At 71.4% G+C, this 19925-nt stretch carries 12 protein-coding genes; 4 read left to right on the top strand and 8 right to left on the bottom strand.

Going from position 1 to position 19925, the window contains the following annotated elements:
* Nucleotides 1-87: 87 nt before the first annotated feature.
* The 3 genes from OERS_RS13915 to OERS_RS13905 form a co-directional block, all read right to left on the bottom strand.
* Nucleotides 88-1152, bottom strand: a complete 1065-nt coding sequence (locus OERS_RS13915) for a substrate-binding domain-containing protein (RefSeq protein WP_068626316.1) — start codon at nt 1150-1152, stop codon at nt 88-90.
* Between the two features lie 124 nt (nt 1153-1276).
* Nucleotides 1277-2329, bottom strand: coding sequence for an ABC transporter permease (locus OERS_RS13910; RefSeq protein ID WP_369800613.1), 1053 nt, complete (start codon nt 2327-2329; stop codon nt 1277-1279).
* A complete protein-coding gene (locus OERS_RS13905) occupies nt 2326-3852 on the bottom strand; it encodes a sugar ABC transporter ATP-binding protein (RefSeq protein ID WP_068626314.1) in 1527 nt (508 codons plus the stop codon). The genes OERS_RS13910 and OERS_RS13905 overlap by 4 nt, the downstream gene beginning before the upstream one ends.
* A 417-nt stretch (nt 3853-4269) precedes the next feature.
* On the opposite strand from OERS_RS13905, the gene OERS_RS13900 reads away from it, so the two are divergent.
* Complete coding sequence (locus OERS_RS13900) at nt 4270-5403, top strand: ROK family protein (RefSeq protein ID WP_056646836.1); 1134 nt, start codon at nt 4270-4272, stop codon at nt 5401-5403.
* 17 nt (nt 5404-5420) lie between these two features.
* Nucleotides 5421-6086, top strand: a complete 666-nt coding sequence (locus OERS_RS13895) for a ThuA domain-containing protein (protein WP_068626312.1) — start codon at nt 5421-5423, stop codon at nt 6084-6086.
* A 138-nt stretch (nt 6087-6224) separates the two neighbouring features.
* On the opposite strand, the gene OERS_RS13890 is transcribed toward OERS_RS13895, so the two are convergent.
* Complete coding sequence (locus OERS_RS13890; RefSeq protein WP_068626339.1) at nt 6225-7334, bottom strand: hypothetical protein; 1110 nt, start codon at nt 7332-7334, stop codon at nt 6225-6227.
* Nucleotides 7335-7415: 81 nt separating this feature from the next.
* Between OERS_RS13890 and OERS_RS13885 the strand changes: the two genes are divergently transcribed.
* Nucleotides 7416-8411, top strand: coding sequence for a dihydrodipicolinate synthase family protein (locus tag OERS_RS13885; protein WP_068626311.1), 996 nt, complete (start codon nt 7416-7418; stop codon nt 8409-8411).
* A gap of 56 nt (nt 8412-8467) precedes the next feature.
* On the opposite strand, the gene ligA is transcribed toward OERS_RS13885, so the two are convergent.
* A complete protein-coding gene (gene ligA / locus OERS_RS13880) occupies nt 8468-10951 on the bottom strand; it encodes an NAD-dependent DNA ligase LigA (RefSeq protein ID WP_083201468.1) in 2484 nt (827 codons plus the stop codon).
* A 381-nt stretch (nt 10952-11332) separates the two neighbouring features.
* Nucleotides 11333-14026: a bifunctional acetaldehyde-CoA/alcohol dehydrogenase gene (gene adhE / locus OERS_RS13875; RefSeq protein ID WP_068626309.1), complete on the bottom strand. Its 2694-nt coding sequence runs from the start codon at nt 14024-14026 to the stop codon at nt 11333-11335.
* 189 nt (nt 14027-14215) lie between these two features.
* Between adhE and OERS_RS13870 the strand changes: the two genes are divergently transcribed.
* Complete coding sequence (locus tag OERS_RS13870) at nt 14216-16411, top strand: prolyl oligopeptidase family serine peptidase (RefSeq protein WP_068626307.1); 2196 nt, start codon at nt 14216-14218, stop codon at nt 16409-16411.
* A 94-nt stretch (nt 16412-16505) separates the two neighbouring features.
* Here OERS_RS13870 and OERS_RS13865 read toward each other — a convergent pair whose 3' ends face one another.
* Nucleotides 16506-18983, bottom strand: coding sequence for a glycoside hydrolase family 65 protein (locus OERS_RS13865; protein ID WP_056646321.1), 2478 nt, complete (start codon nt 18981-18983; stop codon nt 16506-16508).
* On the bottom strand, nt 18983-19723 hold the full coding sequence (locus OERS_RS13860; RefSeq protein WP_068626305.1) for an HAD family hydrolase: 741 nt from the start codon (nt 19721-19723) through the stop codon (nt 18983-18985). The genes OERS_RS13865 and OERS_RS13860 overlap by 1 nt, the downstream gene beginning before the upstream one ends.
* Nucleotides 19724-19925 lie beyond the last annotated feature (202 nt).

Genomic DNA, 19925 nt, shown 5'->3' with positions numbered 1-19925 from the left:
TCAGGCACTTCCTTTCGTGGTGGACGTCGCGGCGGGGCGCCCGCCGGGGCGCTGCGCCCCGCCGGCGACGTCAGGGGTGGGTCGTGCTCAGGACTCGAAGGCCGACGGCAGGTACTCGTCGACGTTGTCCTTGGTCACGACCGGCGCGAAGAGCTGGATCTGACGCGGCACGCCGATCGAGGCGAGGTCGCTCATCGACTTGCCGTGCTCGATCAGACGGGCCAGCTTGATGCCGTCGGCCGCCTGGGTCGAGGGGTAGATGACCGTCGCCTTGAGGACGGTGTCGTCGGCCTCGATCGAGCGCATGACGTTCGCCGAGCCGGCGCCGCCGACCATGAAGAACTCGTCACGGCCCGCGTTGTCGATCGCCGCGAGGACGCCGACGCCCTGGTCGTCGTCGTGGTTCCAGATCGCGTCGATCTTGGGTGCGGCCTGGAGCAGGTTGGCAGCGGCCTGCTCGCCGCCCTGGACCGTGAAGTCTGCCGCGACGCGGTTGTTGACCTCGAGCCCGCAGCCCTCGAGCGCGTCGGCGAAGCCCTTGCTGCGGTCCTGGGTCAGGGGCAGCGAGTCGATCCCGGCGATCTCCGCGACGACCGCGTCCTTGTTGTCGCCCAGCTGCTCGCAGATGTAGGTGCCGGCGCTCACGCCCATGCCGTAGTTGTCGCCGAGGACCGTCGAGCGGGCCGCGAACGGGCTCGAGAACTCGCGGTCGACGTTGATGACCGTGATGCCGGCCTCCATGGCCTGGGTCGCGACCTCGGTGAGTGCCGCGCCGTCGAACGGGAGGATGACGATCGCGTCGACGCCGTCGTTGATGAACGTCTCGATCTGGCTGATCTGGAGGTTGACGTCGTTGGTGCCCTCGGCGACCTTGAGGTCGACGTCGTCGTACTTGGCGGCCTCGGCCTGGGCGGCCTTGGTGATGGCACCCATCCAGCCGTGGTCGGCGGCGGGCGCCGAGAAGCCGATGACGACCTTCTCGCCCGAGGCGTCGTTGTCCGACGACGCGCCCGGGGCGACGGCAGCGGCGCTGGTCTCCGCGGGGGCCGGCGTGTTCGAGGTGCAGGCCGAGGCGAACAGCGCGACCGAGGTGAGCGCGACGGTCGCGAGGGCCAGGCGGCGTGGCATCGGGGTACGGGTACGAGCGGACATGAGGATCTCCCTTGATTCTGGTCCTGCTGGTGCTGGTTGGGACGTGCTGGACGTGCTGGGGGTCCGGCCCCGCGGGGCGGGGCCGTCGTGCGGTGGTGCGGTTCGAGAAGTCCCGACGGCGGGGCTAGTCGGATCTGGTGCGCGACGCGAAGCGCTGCTGGAGGAGCACGGCGACCACGATGATCACGCCCTTCGCCACGTTCTGCGCCGAGGTCGACATGTTGTTCAGCGTGAAGATGTTGGTCAGCGTCATGAAGATCAGGACGCCGAACACCGTGCCGACGATCGTGCCGCGGCCGCCCACGAGGAGCGTCCCGCCGACGACGACGGCCGCGATGACGTCGAGCTCGTAGAACAGGCCGTTCGTCGAGGAACCGGCCGTGGTGCGGCCGAGCATCATGACCGCGGCGATGCCGGCCGTGAAGCCCACGAGGCAGTAGAGGTACATGAGGTGACGCTTGACCTTGATGCCCGCGAGGCGCGCGGCCTCGGGGTTGCCGCCGACCGCGATGGTGCGTCGGCCGAACGTCGTGCGGTTGAGGAGGATCCACCCCGCGACCGCGACCACGACGAACATCCACACGAGGACCGGGATCCCGATGAAGTCGGCGCGGAAGAAGGTGAGGAAGGGCTTGACCGTGACGATCTGGGTCTGCCGGTTGGAGATCATCTCGGCGAGCCCTCGGGCGCCGACCATCATGGCGAGGGTCGCCATGAAGGCGACGACCTTGCCGTAGGCGATGAGGACGCCGTTGACGAGACCGCAGACCGTACCGACCGCGAGGGCCGTGCCGACCATGACGATCCAGTGGGTGTCGGCAGCCATGGTCTGGGTCGCGAGCGTGCTGGCCCAGACGGTCGACAGGCCCATGACGGAGCCGACCGAGAGGTCGATGCCCCCTGCCGTGATGACGAAGGTCATGCCGATGCTCAGGACGCCGATCACGGCGGCCATGCGGAGGATCGTCAGGACGTTGTCGATGCTCGCGAACCGCTCTCCGGCCGTGACGTAGCCGACGATGCAGAGCGCCACGAGGGCGAGGACCAGGCCGATGTTCCGACCCATCGATCCATTGAACAAATTCCGGCGCGCCGACGCGGGACCGGATGAACCGGAGCTCCCGGCGTGCGCCGACCCGTCCACGACGGTTGCGGTGGACACCTCCTGCTCGCTCACGCGGCACTTCCTTCCATGACGAGGTCGAGCACACCGTGCTCGTCGATCGAATCTGCTGGTCCCTGGTGGACGACGCGGCCCTCCGAGATCACGAGGACGCGGTCTGACAGACCGAGCACCTCGTCGATCTCGCTCGAGACCACGAGGACCGCAGCCCCCGAGGCCGCGAGGTCGCGGATGAGCGTGTAGATCTCGGCGCGCGCCCCGACGTCGACGCCACGGGTGGGCTCGTCGAGCAGCAGGACGCGGCAGCCGCGGACGAGCCAGCGCGCCAGGAGCGCCTTCTGCTGGTTCCCGCCGGACAGCGTCCGCGCGTGCCGCTCGACCCCGGCGGGCCGCAGGTCGAGCGCGACCGCCTGCTCCTGCGCGGCCGACCTCTCGGCCTGCTCGTCGAGGAACCCGCTCTTGGCGAAGCGCCCGAACGTCGAGAGCGTGATGTTGCGGTACACGGGCTCGTCGAGGAGGAGCCCCTGGCTCTTGCGCTCCTCGGGGCACAGGCCGATGCCTGCGTCGACCGCCGCGGCGACCGATCCGGCCCGGAGCTTCGCGCCCCCGACCGTGACGGTCCCCTCGGTCGGGCGGCGCGCGCCGTAGACGGTCTCGAGGATCTCGGAGCGGCCCGAGCCGACGAGACCGGCGAAGCCGACGACCTCGCCCGCACGCACCTCGAAGGAAACGTCCGAGAACTCGCCCTTGAGGCCGAGCGACTCGACCGCGAGCAGCACCTCGGCCTCCTCGGCGACCGGCTCGCGGGCCGGGAAGACGTTGTCGACCGCGCGGCCCGTCATGAGCTTGATGAGCTCGGCGGTGGGCGTCTGCGCGACCTGGAGGTTCTGAGCGACCGTGCGCCCGTCCTTGAGGACGGTGATCCGGTCGCCGATCTGCCGGATCTCCTCGAGCCGGTGCGAGATGTAGACGATCGCGACGCCGCTGGACGTGAGCTCCTGGACCACGCGGAAGAGGTTCTCGACCTCTTCGCTGTCGAGCACCGCGGAGGGCTCGTCCATGACGATGACCCGAGCGTCGTGCGAGAGGGCACGGGCCATGGACACGATCTGCTTGCCCGCGGCGGACAGCTCCCCCACCTCGCGGTGGGGCGAGATCTCGGGGTGCCCGAGCCGCTTCATGAGCGCGCGGGTGTTCTTGGCGACGAGGCGCCGGTTGGAGAAGCCGACGGTCGACAGCTCGTGCCCCAGGTAGATGTTCTCGGCGACGGTCAGACCGTCGACGACGTCGAGCTCCTGGTACATGGTGGCGACGCCGAGCTTGAGCGCGGCGACGGGGTGAGGGATGGTGACGGGCTCCCCGTCGATGAGGATCTGCCCCTCGTTGGGCTGGTGTGCACCGGCGAGCACCTTGATGAGGGTCGACTTGCCGGCACCGTTCTGCCCGAGGAGGCAGTGCACCTCTCCGGGGAGGATGTCGAGATCGACGCCGTCGAGTGCTCGGGCGCCGGGAAACTGCTTGACGATGCTCCGCATCTGCAGGAGCGGCCTGGTGGGCTGAGGGTCTGCGTTGACCATGTGAGAGAAACTAGCCGACCTTTTGACGAGCGTCAATCAGAAGGTCTCGATCTTTTGCTTCGTTACCGACCCGTGACCAGCAAAAGTGGGCGCGGGGACGCGGCGCGCCGGCCGAGACTCTGACTCACGTCCGGCCGCGCGAGCAGGCCGGGACGAGTCGATCAGGAGAGGCAACAAGGGCAGAATGTCGGGGTTCTCACGCTACTGACAGGTGGAGGTGCGAGACTCCGTCCGCCGCGGCGTCGCTGCCGCGGCAAACCACACGCTAGGTCGGCTTCTGTCGATCGTCAAGCAAAAGCCGAAGATCGCAGTACGCTAGAGAGCGCCACCACTGCGTAGTAACGAGAGGCTCCGTGATACATCGTGCCCACCGAGGAACTGCTGAAGTTCGCCCCACGCCCCACAGGCGCCGGGGACATGTTCCAGCTGCTCCGCGACGGCCAACCCCGGACACGGGCTGACCTCGCAGCGATCACCGGGCAGGCGCGGTCCACGATCGCCGCCCGCATCGACCTGCTGATGGCCTCGGGGCTCATCGCGCCCGCGGGCGAGGCGAGCTCGACCGGTGGGCGCCCCCCGGTGACCTTCGCCTTCAGCCCCGGTGCACGGATCGTCCTCGCGGTGGACCTCGGCGCGACGCACGCGCGCCTCGCGGTCACGGACCTCGCCTCGAACGTCCTCGCAGAGATCGACGCACCCCTGTCGATCTCCGAGGGACCGGAGACGGTCCTCGCCTGGGTCGCGGAGACGGGCGAGAAGCTCATCGCCGCGGCAGGACGCGACCTCAAGGACCTCGTGAGCGTCGGCGTCGGCCTGCCCGGCCCGGTCGAGCACTCGACCGGTCGGCCCATCAACCCGCCCATCATGCCCGCGTGGGACGACGTCGACGTCCCCGCGATCCTGGGCAAGACCTTCGACGCCTCGGTCCTCGTGGACAACGACGTCAACATCATGGCGCTCGGCGAGCACCGCACGGCGTGGCCCACGGTCAGCGACATGCTCTTCGTCAAGGTCGCCACGGGCATCGGCGCGGGCGTCATCTCGGACGGCGAGCTCCGCCGCGGCGCCCAGGGGGCCGCGGGCGACATCGGCCACATCGCCGTCCCCAACGCGACCGACACGCCCTGCCGGTGCGGCAACATCGGCTGCCTCGAGGCCGTCGCGAGCGGCCAGGCGATCGCCGGCGCGCTGAAGAAGGAGGGCCTCGAGGCCCTCAACAGCGGCGACGTCGTCACGCTCGTGCGCGGCGGCGACCTCATGGCGAGCCACGCCGTCCGTCAGGCCGGTCGCGACATCGGGGCCGTCCTGGCGGCGTGCGTGAGCCTGCTCAACCCCTCCATGATCGTGGTCGGCGGCATCATCGCGGAGGCCGGGGAGCACCTGATCGCGGGCATCCGCGAGATCGTCTACCAGCGCTCGCTCCCCCTCGCCACGCAGCACCTGCGCATCGTCACGTCGCAGGCTCGCGGGCAGGCGGGCGTGCTCGGTGCAAGCGCCATGGCGATCGATCACGTACTGTCTCCCGCAGCGATCGATGCCCTGATCGCGTGAGCGCCAACGGAGGACTCATGAGCGTGCCGGACCGTCGGGCCCTGATCGTCCGGGGAGGATGGCCAGGCCACTCCCCCGAGGAGAGCACCGACCTCTTCCTCCCTTTCCTCGAGGAGTCGGGCTTCGACGTCGACGTCGAGTCCTCGCTCGAGGTCTATGCCGACGCCGGGTACATGGCGGGCGTCGACCTGATCGTCCAGTCCTGGACCATGGGCGAGATCCTGCCCGACGAGATGCGTGGTCTGCGCGAGGCGGTGACCAACGGCGCCGGTCTCGCCGGCTGGCACGGCGGGATCATCGACTCGTTCCGCATGGCCACGGACTACCTGCAGATGCTCGGTGGGCAGTTCGCCGCCCACCCCGGCGACCTGGTCGAGCACACCGTGGAGGTCCTGCCCGAGCACGCGGACCATCCGCTCGTGGCCGGGCTCGGCCCGTTCCACCTGAACTCCGAGCAGTACTGGGTGCTCGCGGACTCGCTCAACGAGGTCCTCGCGACCACGACGATCCAGCCCACGGCCGACTCGCCGTGGCGCTCGCCCGTGGTGTCGCCCTCGATCTGGACCCGGCAGTGGGGCGCGGGCAAGATCTTCGTGTGCGCGCCGGGTCACCAGCTCTCGGACCTCGAGAGCCCGGACCTGCGCACCGTGATCGAGCGCGGCCTGCTGTGGGCCAGCCGGTGAGGCGCCGCCTCTCCTGAGCACCGACGCGAACGGTCGGCACCCCTTCCGGGCTGCCGACCGTTCGTGCGTCCTGCCCGACGCCGGAGCGCACCCTGGCCGTGCGGGTGCGCCCGGGCGCGTGGCCGAACCGGTCGCGACCTACCAGGCGCGCGCGACCGCGGCGTGCAGCTCGAGCAGGGGCGCGGTGCGCTCGCTCGGGCCGCGCCCGAACCCGCACTCGGTCCCGACGCCGATCTCGCGCTCGCCCAGGACCTGCGCCGCGGCTGCGAGGCGGCGCAGCGCGCCCTCCTGGCCGTCCTCGTGGTGGACCACACCCAGGTAGAGCTCGGTCGCCGGGTCGATCGCGAGGTCGGCGAGCGGCGCGACGTACTCGACGTCGTCGCGCTCGATCGGCACGGGCAGGTGGAACCAGTCGATCTCGCGGGTCACGGTCGTGGCGAGCCCGTTCGCGACCTCGACGAGCCGGCGCGCGTCGGCGGGCTCGACGAAGTGCTTCTCGGCCACGTCGCCGTAGCAGAGGTGGAACCCGAGCTCGGCGCCCGCCGGGACCGCGGAGGCCACACGGGCCGCGCGCGCGACGCACCCGGCGAGCACCTCGTCGGAGTCGACCGCGAACCACGCCTGCGCGGGTCCGGCCCCGAGGTTCGCGCCCTCGACGAGCGCGAACTCGCTCGCGAGGTCGAGCTGGATCGCCAGGTCCTCGGCGGGGACGGCCGCGACGATCGCCTCGATCTCGCGCAGCATCGCCGCCTCGTAGGCCGTGTGGACGGCCGCACGCGCGTCGGGCACGGCGAACGCCACGACGGGGGCGAGCGGCGTGGGCAGGCAGACCTGGAAGCGGGTCCCGACCGGGATGACGCCCTCGTCGCGCAGTCGCGCGAAGTCCGCGTACGAGGACGTCGCGGCCGCCGCGTAGCCCAGCTCGCCGAACGTCAGGTCTCCCGGAGCGACCGAGCCGTCGAGCACGTGCGGGCGCACGTCGAACCCGGCGACGATCACGGGGTCGATCGGGAGGCGCGCCAGGCCGGGCACGGCCTCGAAGCGCGCGCCCTGGAACAGGATCCAGTGGAACCTCTCGCCGACCTCGCCGTCGGGGATCCGCCGGAGGTGGGTGCCCGCGTGCGCGGCGACGGTGCGGAACGTGTCCTCGGCGGTGGGGAGGTTCACGGAGCCCACGAGGTGGGCGCCACGCACGAGCGTCGAGGTGTCGGCGGGCGCGACGAGGTCAGGGATCAGGTCCTGGGTCATGGTCGCCATCGTAGGCGCGGGCAACGATCGGACGGCAGGACGTTCATCCCTCGGGCCCGCTCGTGTGGCAGCATCGCGCAGATGACCGTGCCGTCGCCCTTCAGCGGGCTGCTCGCCTATCCGATCACTCCCCTGGAGCAGGGCTCGGGCGACCCGGACCTGGGTGCCCTGGCGGGCCTCGTGGCGGGCGCGGTACGCGCAGGGGTCGACGGCGTCACTCTCCTCGCGTCGTCGGGTGCGGGCACGTCGCTCTCCCCCGAGGAGCGCGCCGCGGTGGTGGGCACGGCCGTCGGGGCCGCACGCGACGCCGGGCCGGGCTGCTCGGGGAGCCGGGTCCCGGTGCACGTCGCGATCGCGGCCGCGTCGACCGCCGGAGCAGTACGGAACGCGGTCGCCGCGCAGGCGGGCGGTGCCGACGGGCTCGTGCTCACGCCCTTCTCGTACGTCCCGCTGGTCGACGACGAGGTCGTGGCCCTGTTCGAGGCCGTGGCCGCCGAGACGGACCTGCCCGTGTGCTTCTACAACCGGCCTGCTCAGAGCGGGTACGACGCGACCCCCGAGGTCCTGTCCCACCTGGCGCGCCACGCCCGGCTCCGGGGACTCAAGGACCCGGCCGGGAGGGAGGGCGTGAGCGCCCGCCTGGACGCGGTCCGGGCCGCGGTCGACGACGAGGCGTTCGCGGTCGGGCTGAGCGGGGACCTCGCGATGACCGAGGGGGCCTTCACCACCCTGCCGGCGAGCGACGCCTGGCACACCGGGGTCGCGGCCCTCGTGCCCGCCGAGTACGTCAGACTGCGCCGGGCGCACGTCGAGGGTCGTCCCCTCGACGCGGTCGCCGAGCGCTCGTGGCTCCTCGCCCTGGCCCGCGAGCTCGGGCGGCTGCGCCCCGTGGCAGGACTCCACGCGCTGGCCGAGCTGCTGGGCGTGCCGACCGGACCTCCTCGCGGACCACTCCTGGCGACTCCGCACGAGCAGACCGGGGGCCTGCGGACCGCGCTGGCGCGCCGGCCGGTCGCGAGGCCCGGGACCACGGAGCCGGACTCCGCCGGACCGAGCACCACGGGCGCCCCGAGGTAGAGGCCTCCCGTCGAGGGAGAGGGCCGGGAACCTCTACCTCGACGCATCCCGGGCCGTCAGTCGGCGTCGGTCCCGTCGCTGCCGTCAGTGCCGTCGGGAGCGCCCGCCTCCTCGGCCCGCGCGTCGCCCACCGCCGCGGGCCCACCCGCGAGGAGAGCCACGAACCCGGCCTCGTCGAGGATCCGCAGGCCCAGGTCCCGGGCCTTGGTCTCCTTGGAGCCCGCGTTCTCGCCCACGACCACGTAGTCGGTCTTCTTGGACACCGAGCCCGAGGCCTTGCCGCCCGCCGCGAGGATCGCCTCCTTGGCACCGTCGCGCGAGAACCCTTCGAGGCCCCCGGTGACCACGACGGTCAGGCCCGCGAGCGGGCCGGTCGGCTGCTGGCGCGCGCCGGGACCGGGGTGGCCCGGGGTCTCGAACCGGACCCCGTCCTTCCTCCATGTCTCGACGATCTCCTGGTGCCAGTCCACGTCGAACCAGGCCAGCACCTCGTCGGCGATGACCGGTCCGACCCCCTCGACCGCGGCGAGCTCCTCGCGGCTCGCCGACCGGATCGCGTCGAGCGAACCGAACCACTCCGCGAGCGCCCGGGCGGCGACCGGCCCGACGTGGCGGATGTTGAGGCTCACCAGGATGCGCCACAGGTCCTTGGTCCTCGCGACGCGCAGCTCGTCCACGAGCGTCTGCGCGGTGGTCGACGGGCCGTAGACCGGGAAGTCCTTGCGGACGCCCGCGGCTCGACGCTCGGCGGGCGTCGCGTCCTCGAAGCCCGGCGGGTAGGTGCGGGCGGCGACCTTCTGGAACGGCCGGACGACCTTGGCCAGCAGCACCGAGCCGTCGGACATCTCCACCTCGCCCGACTCCCCCACCCCTTCGAACGGCCGGGGCAGCCCGGTCTCCGGGTCGCGGACGACCACGCGGATCGGTGCGAGCTGGTCGACCGTGAGCCCGAACAGGTTCTTCTCGGTGCGCAGCGGCGGATCCGCGGGCTCGTAGGGCTGCGTGAGCGCGGCCGCGGTGACCTCGCCCAGCGCCTCGATGTCGAGGCCGCCGCGCGAACCGATGTGCTCGACCCGTCCGCGGACCTGCGCCGGGCAGCTCTCGGCGTTGGGGCAGCGCAGGTCGACGTCGCCCTCCTTCATGGGGCGCAGCGGCGTGCCGCACTCGGGGCACTCGGCGGGCATGACGAACTCCGTACGCTGCACGCCGTCCTCGCGCAGCGCGACGACAGGCCCGAGGATCTCCGGGATGACGTCTCCGGCCTTGCGCAGCACCACGACGTCGCCGATCAGCACACCCTTGGCGCGCACGACGTCCTGGTTGTGGAGCGTCGCCTGACGCACGGTGCTGCCCGCGACGAGCACGGGCTCCATGACGGCGTACGGCGTTGCCCGTCCCGTCCGGCCGACGCCGACCTGGATCGCGAGCAGGCGCGTGTTGACCTCCTCCGGCGGGTACTTGTACGCGATGGCCCACCGGGGCGCGCGGCTCGTCGCGCCCAGCCTGCGCTGGAGCGCGAGCTCGTCGACCTTGACGACGATCCCGTCGAGCTCGTGCTCGATGCTGTGCCGGTGCTCGCCGAAGTACGCGATCATCTCCTGCACGCCCGCGAGCCCGTCGACGACCCGGTTGTGCGGCGAGACCGGGATGCCCCACCGCTCGAACAGCGCGTACGCGTCGGACTGCCGCGCGAGCTCGGCGTGCTCACCCTCGGCCCACTGGAGCGCCCCGACGCCGTGCGCGTACATGCGCAGGTTGCGGCTCGCGGTCACGGCCGGGTCCTTCTGGCGCAGGGAGCCGGCAGCGGTGTTGCGCGGGTTGGCGTACGGCGCCTGCCCCGCCGCGACGAGCGCCTCGTTGAGGGCCGCGAAGTCCTCGACGCCCAGGAAGACCTCGCCCCGGACCTCGATCACCGCGGGGTGCGTGGCCGGGTCGCCCGCGAGCTGCTGCGGGACGGTCGTGATGGTCCGGACGTTGGCCGTGACGTCCTCGCCCGTGCGCCCGTCGCCTCGCGTCGCGGCCCGCACCAGGCGCCCCCGCTCGTACAGCAGCGCGATCGCGAGGCCGTCGATCTTGACCTCGCACAGGTACTCCACGGGAGCCTCTGGTGAGACGCCCAGGTCGCGGTGCACGCGCGCGGCCCACGCGGCGAGGTCCTCCTCGGAGAACGCGTTGTCGAGCGAGAGCATGCGCTCGAGGTGCTCGACGGTCGCGAAGCCCGTCGCTGCCCGTCCGCCGACCCGCTGCGTGGGCGACTCGGGGGTCTGGAGGGCGGGGTGAGCCGCCTCGAGCGCCTCGAGCTCGCGCATGCGCGCGTCGTACTCGGCGTCCGACGACACGGGAGCGTCGGCCTCGTAGTAGGCCCGCTGGTCGGCCTCGACCTGGGCCACGAGCTCGGCCCAGCGGCGCTGGGCGTCGGCCTCCCCCAGGGCGCCGAGCACCGGAGAAGCGTGAGGCTGGGAAGCCGTGGCGAGGTCGCCGGGGACCTCCGGGGCGGTGTCGGCAGGGGTCGCGGGGCGCGGCGGGGTGGCGTCGTTCACGTCCCCATCATCGCGTGGGCCGCCCACACCCGCTCGGGCCTGCGCGTCCTGCCCGACGACGTCACCCACCACGTCGTGCCCGCCCACCACGCACGGTGCCCGCCGCACGGGACGGGCTGCGGCGTCGGGAGCCCGTCGTGCCCGCCCACCACGCGAGACGGCCGCCGAGGGCGCGCGGCGCCGTCGGGCCCACCGAACAGAGCAGCGCCCCGCGCTGGAGGACGCGGGGCGCTGCGTGCGGGACAGAGGCCAAGGGGGAAGCCTCGGTCCCGGGTGGGTGGCGCCACCCGGCAGGACGCGCCACCCGACCGTGACCCGTACCGCTCGGGTCGACGTCGGGCTACCGGCGTCCGGGCTGCTCCCCGGACGCCGGAGCCCAGATCACTCCGAGGTCTCGGCGGCCGCGGCGAGCGCGAGCGCCTCCTCGGTGGCCTTGCGCTCGGCACGGACCTCTTCGCGGCTGGTGCCGTAGTAGGCCGCGACCATGATGTCCTTCATGTCCTCGAGCATCGGCAGGCGAGGGTTGGCCGGGGCGCACTGGTCCTCGTAGGCCCGCATCGCCAGGGCGTCGAGCCCCCCGATGAACTCGCGCTCCGAGACACCCTGCTCCTTGAACGAGTGCTCGATCCCGACCTTAGCCCGCAGCTCCTCCACGGCCCGGGCGTACGACTCGACGGCCTGCTCGGGCGTCGAGGCCGGCAGCCCCAGGTGCTTGGCGATCTGCTGGTAGCGCTCGTGCGCGATGTACTTCTCGGCCTTGGGCCAGCCCGTGACCTTGGTCGGGATCTGCCCGTTGTAGCGGATCGCGTGCGGCAGGAAGATCGCGTTCGTGCGGCCGTGGACCAGGCCGAACGACGAGCCGACCGTGTGGGCCATCGCGTGGACGATCCCGAGGAACGCGCTGCCGAACGCCATGCCCGCGATCGTGGCCGCGTTGTGCATCTTCTCGCGGGCCTCGGGGGCTGCCGCCCCCTGCGTGACCGAGGCCTCGATGTGCTCGAAGACCAGCTTGATCGCGTGCAGCGCCAGGCCGTCCGTGAAGTCGTTCGCGTAGACCGACACGTAGGCCTCGGTCGCGTGCGTCAGGGCGTCGAAGCCCGAGTCGGCCGCGAGCTTGGCCGGCATGGTCGCGGTCAGGACCGGGTCGATGATCGCGACCGACGGGGTCAGCGCGTAGTCGGCGAGGGGGTACTTGTACCCGGTCGCGTGGTCCGTGATGACCGCGAACGGCGTGACCTCCGAGCCCGTGCCCGACGAGGTCGGGATGCAGACCAGCTTGGCCAGGTCACCGAGCGTGGGGAACTTGAACGCGCGCTTGCGGACGTCGAAGAACTTCTCGCGCAGGTCCGAGAACGCCATCTCCGGGTGCTCGTACTTGAGCCACATGACCTTGGCCGCGTCCATGGGCGACCCGCCGCCGATCGCGACGATCGTGTCGGGCTTGAAGTCGCGCATCATCTCCGCGCCCTTCTCGACCGTCTCGACGCTCGGCTCGGGCTCGACCTGGTCCATGATCTGGATCGAGACCTTGTTGGGGCGGCGACCCAGGACGTCGAGGACCTTGTCCACGATCCCGATCTGGCTCATGACCTTGTCCGTGACGATGGTGACGCGCTCGACGTCGGGCATCTGGGCCAGGTACTGGATCGAGTTCGGCTCGAAGTAGGTCTTCGGCGGGATCTTGAACCACTGCATGTTGTTGTTCCGGCGTCCGATCCGCTTGACGTTGATGAGGTTGACCGCCGACACGTTGTTCGACACCGAGTTGTGCCCGTACGAGCCGCACCCGAGGGTCAGCGACGGGATCAGCGCGTTGTAGATGTCGCCGATGCCGCCGAGGGCCGACGGCTGGTTCCACAGGATGCGCACGGCCTTGACGCGCTGGCCGAACTCCTCCGCGATGTCCTTGTCCTCGGTGTGGATCGCACCCGAGTGACCCAGGCCGTCGAACTCGACCATCTGCTCGGCGAGCGAGATGCCGTGGTCGGTCGACTGGGCGCGCAGCACCGCGAGGACGGGGCTGAGCTTCTCGCGCGTCAGGGGCTCGGCGGGGCCGACCTCGGCGCACTCGGCGAGGATGATCGAGGTGCCGTCCGGGACGGTGAAGCCGGCCTGCTCGGCGATCCACTGGGGGCTCTTGCCCACGATCGAGGCGTTGAGCTTGGCGCCCGCGCAGTTCGCGCCGCCGGCCTCGACGCCGAAGATGAAGCGCTCGAGCTTGGCCTTCTCCTCGGGGGTCGCGAGGTAGGCGTGCATGTGGGCGAACTCGGCCAGGGCCTCGTCGTAGATCTCGGTGTCGAGGATGACGGCCTGCTCCGAGGCGCACACCATGCCGTTGTCGAAGCCCTTGGACAGGACCACGTCGTTGACCGCGCGGCCGAGCTTGGCGCTCTTCTCGATGTAGGCCGGGACGTTGCCCGCGCCGACGCCCAGGGCGGGCTTGCCCGCCGAGTATGCCGCGCGGACCATCGCGTTGCCGCCCGTGGCGAGGATGAGCGAGACGCCGTCGTTGTTCATGAGCGCCGAGGTGGCCTCGAGCGAGGGCTGCTCGACCCACTGGATGCAGTCCACGGGGGCGCCCTCGGCGACCGCGGCGTCCCGCACGATGCGGGCTGCGGCGACCGAGCACTTCTGGGCGCTGGGGTGGAACGCGAAGATGATGGGGTTGCGCGTCTTGAGCGCGATGAGGGCCTTGAAGATCGCGGTCGAGGTCGGGTTCGTCACCGGGGTGATGCCCGCGACCACGCCGACCGGCTCGGCGATCTCGACGATGCCCGTGAGGTCGTCGCGGCCGATCACGCCGACCGTCTTGAGGTTGGCCATCGAGTTCGGCACGTGCTCGCACGCGAAGATGTTCTTGGTGGCCTTGTCCTCGAAGACTCCGCGCCCGGTCTCCTCGACCGCGAGCTGCGCGAGGCGGCCGTGCTCGTGGAGGGCCGCGACGGACGCCTTCTTCACGATGCGGTCGATGTCCTCCTGGGTGAAGGCGTCGTACTGCTTGAGCGCCTTGAGGCCCCGGTCGACGAGGGCGTCGATCTCGGTGACTCCGGCGAGGGCCTTGCTCGTGCTGCTCACGTTGGTAGCTCCTCCAGTGACCCGAGCGGCCGGGTCTGCGTGGTGTCTTTCCCTTGCTTGTGAATACTTTCACAAGGTACGGATAGATGCAAGAGGCCTCGATGGATGTGGCACGGGCCACAGTCACCGCCCCCTGTCGGGTCGTCCCTGCCGGGACGACCCGTCGGACCGGTCACCTAGGGTGTTGGCATGAGTGCTGAGAACGCCGTGACCGACACGCCCACCGCACAGCCGACCACGCCGCACGACCCGTACCTGTGGCTCGAGGAGGTCGAGGGCCGCGAGGCCATGACCTGGGTCCAGGGCCGCAACGCCGAGACCGCCGCGACCATCGAGGCCACGACCGAGTTCGCCGCGACCGAGCAGGCGATCCGCGAGGTCCTCGACTCCGACGACAAGATCCCCGACGTGTCCCGGATCGGCGAGCACTACTACAACTTCTGGCGCGACGCCCAGCACGAGCGAGGCGTCTGGCGCCGCACGACGCTCGACTCCTACCGCACCGACCACCCCGCGTGGGACCTCGTGCTCGACCTCGACGCGCTGGGTGAGGCCGAGGACCAGAGCTGGGTCTGGCACGGCGCGAGCGTGCTGCGGCCCGAGCCCGGCCAGGAGTGGCGCCACGCCCTGATCGACCTGTCCCCCGGCGGCTCCGACGCCGACGTCACGCGCGAGTTCGACCTCGTGACCAAGACCTTCGTCTCCCCCGAGGACGGCGGGTTCCTGCGCGAGGAGTCCAAGGGCGGGCTCGGCTGGATCGACGCGGACACGGTCTACGTCTACACCGACTTCGGCCCCGGCTCCATGACCCCGTCGGGATACCCGCGGATCGTCAAGCGCTGGCACCGCGGCACGCCCGTGACCGAGGCGACCGTCGTGTACGAGGGTGAGCCCGAGGACATGTACATCATGGGCTGGCGCACGCACTCCCCCGGCTTCGAGCGCGACTTCGTGGGACGCTCGATCGCCTTCTACGACAGCGAGACGTACCTCGTCCAGGACGCGAGCACCCCTGACGAGAAGCTCGTCAAGATCGACGTCCCGCGCTCGGCCGAGGTCGGCGTCAAGCGCGAGTGGATGCTCGTCGAGCTCCGCGACGACTGGACGGTCGACGGCGCCACCTACCTGGCCGGCTCGCTGCTCGCGACGCGCTTCGAGGACTTCCTCGCAGGGGCCCGCGGCTTCACGGTCCTGTTCGAGCCCACGCCCTCCACGTCGCTCGCAGGCGCCACGTGGACCGCGCACCACCTCGTGGTCAACGTCCTCGAGGACGTCAAGAACCGCCTGCACGTGCTGACCCCGCCGCCTCCCGCCGAGGGCCCGGACGTCCCCTGGGCTCGCAGCGAGCTGCCCGGCCTGCCGACCATCGGCACCGTCGTCGTGGGCGCGGTCGACTCCGAGGAGAGCGATGACGTCTGGCTCGTCACGACCGACTACCTCACGCCCTCGACGCTCTCGCTCCTGAGCGTGGGCGCGGGCACCGCCCCCGAGGTCCTCAAGTCGAGTCCCGCGTTCTTCGACGCGCAGGGCCTGGTCATCGACCAGCACTTCGCGGTGTCCGACGACGGCACGCGCGTCCCGTACTTCGTCGTCGGGCGCGAGGACCTCGTCCGGCCCGGGGTCGGTGCGGGCTCGACCGGCGCCCCCGAGGCCGCTGACGGTGCAACCGCCGCGACCGGTGCGCGCCCGGGTGCGGCCCCCACGCTGCTCTACGGGTACGGCGGCTTCGAGGTCTCCCTGACCCCGGGCTACTCCGGGACGCTGGGCCGCGCCTGGCTCGCGGACGGCGGCGTCTACGTCGTCGCGAACATCCGCGGCGGCGGCGAGTACGGACCGGCCTGGCACCAGGCGGCCCTCAAGGCCAAGCGCCACAAGGCGTACGAGGACTTCGCGGCCGTCGCGCGCGACCTCGTCGCCCGCGGGATCACGACCCCCGAGCACCTGGGCATGGAAGGACGCAGCAACGGCGGGCTCCTGGCGGGCAACATGCTCACCCAGTACCCCGAGCTCTTCGGCGCCGTGATCGTGGGCGTCCCGCTGCTCGACATGCTGCGCTACACGCACCTGCTCGCGGGTGCGTCCTGGGCCGCCGAGTACGGCGACCCCGACGACCCCGCGCAGTGGGAGTTCATCAGGACGTTCTCGCCGTACCACCTGTTCGACGCCGAGCGCGAGTACCCGCCCGTGCTCTTCACGACGTCGACCAAGGACGACCGCGTGCACCCCGGGCACGCGCGCAAGCTCGCCGCGAAGATGCTCGCGGCCGGCAAGGACGTGACGTACTACGAGAACGTCGAGGGCGGGCACGGCGGCGCGGCCAACAACGCGCAGGCCGCGCACATGGCCGCGATCCACTACCGCTTCCTGCGGGAGCAGCTCGGCTGACGTCCGAGCACCGACGCCGAGAGGGCGGGTCCAGGTGGACCCGCCCTCTCGGCGTCTACGGGCGGTCGGTGACGGCCGCGCCGGCCGACCCGCGCTACGAGTGCGGCACCTGGGCCGTGATGAGCGTCCCGTCCTCGCGGCGGTTGCCCGTCAGGTCGCGCAGGCTCGGGGTGCCGTGGAGCACGGGCCCCTGGCCGTCGAGCGCGACCGTGACGGTCTCGCCCGCACCGACGTGCACGGCCTCGCCCCGCACGAGCACGTCCGCTCCCTCACCCGTCTCGCACACGAGCTCGATCGCGTCGACCGTGACCGTGACCTTGAGCCGGGAGCCGCGCAGCGTGACCCGGAACGTCAGGGACTCCCACTCCTGGGGCAGGCGCGGGTCGAAGCTGATGCGCCCGCAGTCGTCGCGCATCCCGCCGAACCCGAACGCGAGCGCCGACCAGGTGCCGCCCGCCGAGGCGACGTGCACGCCGTCGGCCGCGTTCGCGTGCCGGTTCTCGAGGTCGACGAGCAGCGACGAGGTGAAGTACTCGAGCGCGAGCTCGTGGTACCCGACCTCGGCCGCGATGATCGACTGGACGACGCCCGACAGGGTCGAGTCGCCCGTGGTCAACGGGTCGTAGTACTCGAAGTCGGCGAGCTTCTCCTCGGGTGTGAACTCTGCCCCCTGGAGGAACAGCGCGAGCACCACGTCGGCCTGCTTGAGGACCTGGTAGCGGTAGATCACGAGCGGGTGGTAGTGCAGCAGCAGGGGTCGCTTGTCCGCGGGGGTCGCCGCGAGGTCCCAGATCTCGCGCTCGAGGAAGTGCGAGTCCTGCGGGTGGATGCCCAGGTGCTCGGCGAACGGGATCGACATGTGCTTGGCCGCGCGCTGCCACTCGGCGGTCTCCTCCTCGCTCACCCCGAGCCGGATCGCGAGCCGCTGGTACTCGTGCGGGGCGTCGCGCCGCATGGTCTCGAGCGTCTCGGCCGCGACCCGCAGGTTGAAGCGGGCCATGACGTTGGTGAAGAGGTTGTCGTTGACGACCGTCGTGTACTCGTCGGGTCCCGTGACCCCGTGGATGTGGAAGTAGTCGTCGCCGTTGGCCCGCCAGAACCCCAGGTCGGCCCACATCCGCGCGGTCTCGACGAGGATGTCGACGCCCTCGCGCTCGAGGAAGTCGAGGTCGCCCGAGGCCCGCACGTACTGCATGACGGCATAGGTCACGTCGGCGTCGATGTGGTACTGCGCGGTGCCCGCGGCGTAGTACGCCGAGGCCTCCTCGCCGTTGATGGTCCGCCACGGGAACAGCGCGCCCTGCTGCGAGAGCTGGCCCGCGCGGCGGCGGGCGGCGTCGAGCATCTGGTAGCGGAAGCGCAGCGCGTTGCGCGCGTACCGCGGGCTCGTGTACGTCAGGAACGGGAGCACGTAGATCTCGGTGTCCCAGAAGTAGTGCCCGCCGTACCCGGAGCCCGTGAGCCCCTTGGCGGGCACGCCGTTGCCCTCGGCACGGGCCGTGGCCTGGGCGAGCTGGAAGATGTTCCAGCGCACGGCCTGCTGCACCTCGGGCTGCCCGGGGATCTCGACGTCCGAGCGCGCCCAGAACTCGTCGAGCCACTCGCGCTGCTCGGCGTGCTGGAACGCGATGCCCTCCTCGCGCACGCGGTCGAGCGTGCGACGGCAGCGGTCGATCAGCTCGATCGCGGGCACGCCGCGGGACGTGTGGTAGGCCACGGTCTTGGTCAGACGCACGGGCTTGCCCGGCTCGGCCTGGATCCGGTAGACGTGCTTGGCCAGGTCCTCGTCCACCTGGGTACGCACGTCGTACGAGTTCTCGGTCGCCAGGTCGTCGTCCGCGGCGACCGCGAGGGTCATGCCCGAGTTGGTGCAGCGGTAGGAGAGCACGAGGCGCTGGTCGTCGCCCCACTGCGCCTGCGGCTGGAGCACGCGGTCGGTGAACTGGTTGGCCTTGCGCGGGTCGAATCCCTGCCCCATCGCGGCGGAGGGGACGTGGTACTCGTCCTGCCCGTCCTGCCGGTTGAGGATCTGGGACGAGATCGCGATGGGCGCCGGGTCGTCGAGCATGGTGACCTCGAACGTGAGCACGGCCAGGTGCCGCTCGACGAACGAGACCATGCGCTCGGACTTCACGAGCACGCGCTTGCCCGACGGCGTGCGCCACAGGAGCTCACGGCGCAGCACGCCGTCGGCCATGTCGAGCGAACGGTCGTAGGTGATCAGGTCGGCGACGGGCAGCAGGAGCGGCTCGTCGTCGACGTAGAGGCGGATGATCTTGACGTCGGGGACGTTGACGATCGTCTGCCCGACCTCGGCGAAACCGTAGGCCTCCTCGGCGTGGTGGATGCGCCAGGTCTCGTGGAAACCGTTGATGAAGGTCCCCTGCGTGTGGGACTCGCGGCCCTCCTCGACGTTCCCGCGCATGCCGAGGTACCCGTTGGCGACCGAGAACAGCGTCTCGGTCACCCCGAGGTCGTGCGCGGCGTACCGGCTCTCGGTGAGCTTCCACGGGTCGGCCGGGAAACGGCTGCGGTCGATCGTGCCGTCGAACCCGTGCTCGAACCCGCCCATCAGCGGACCTCCTCGCGGGCCGGGCGGTCGAGGACCGTCGCGTCGAGCTCGCCCAGGTCGCTCACGACCAGGTCCGCGCCGTGCTCGGTCAGGGCGTCGGCCCCGACCCCACGGTCCACGCCGAGCACGAGGCCGAAGTCGCCCGCCGCCCCGGCCTGGACGCCCGAGATCGCGTCCTCGACGACGACCGCCGCGGTCGTGGGGACGCCCAGCAGCTCGGCCGCGTACTCGTAGGTCGCGGGCGACGGCTTGCCGTCGAGGCCGTGCGCGGCCGCGACCGTGCCGTCGACGACGACCTCGAAACGGTCCGCGATCCCGGCCGCGGCCAGGACCGACGGCGCGTTGCGCGAGGACGAGACCACCGCGACCTGGGCCCCGGCGGCCGTCACGGCGTCGAGGAAGGCGATCGAGCCGGGGTACGGGGAGATGCCCTCCTCGACGAACATGCGGTTCACGATCTCGTTCTTCTTGTTGCCCAGCGCGCACACCGTGCCCTCGCCGGGCGCGTCGTCGATCGTGCCCCGGGGCAGCTCGATCCCGCGCGAGGCGAGGAAGGTCGCGACCCCGTCGAAGCGCGGCTTGCCGTCGATGTGCGCGAAGTAGTCCGCCGACGTGTACGGCGCGACCCCCCGCTCGACGCACAGGGGCGCGAACAAGCGCTCCCAGGCGCGCATGTGGACCTCGGCCGTCGGGGTCAGGACCCCGTCGAGGTCGAAGAGGACGGCGTGCAGAGCGGGCATCGCGCTCCTTCGGGAGAGTGGACGGACGAGGGAGCGCCGCGAGTTCGGCACCACTCTCCGAGCCTACGCACCGCGGGCCGTCACGGCGAAAACGAACCGACGCAGCGGACGAACGGCAGCCCGGCTGCCGAACCCACCGTCCGGGCCACGGCAGGCCCGCGCCGCTCAGTCGGCCGCCCCGCAGGCCGCCGCACCGCAGACC

The organism is Oerskovia enterophila (assembly GCF_001692445.1).
Taxonomy (GTDB): Bacteria; Actinomycetota; Actinomycetes; order Actinomycetales; family Cellulomonadaceae; genus Oerskovia; species Oerskovia enterophila.
This window is presented reverse-complemented; position numbering and strand designations above follow the sequence as displayed.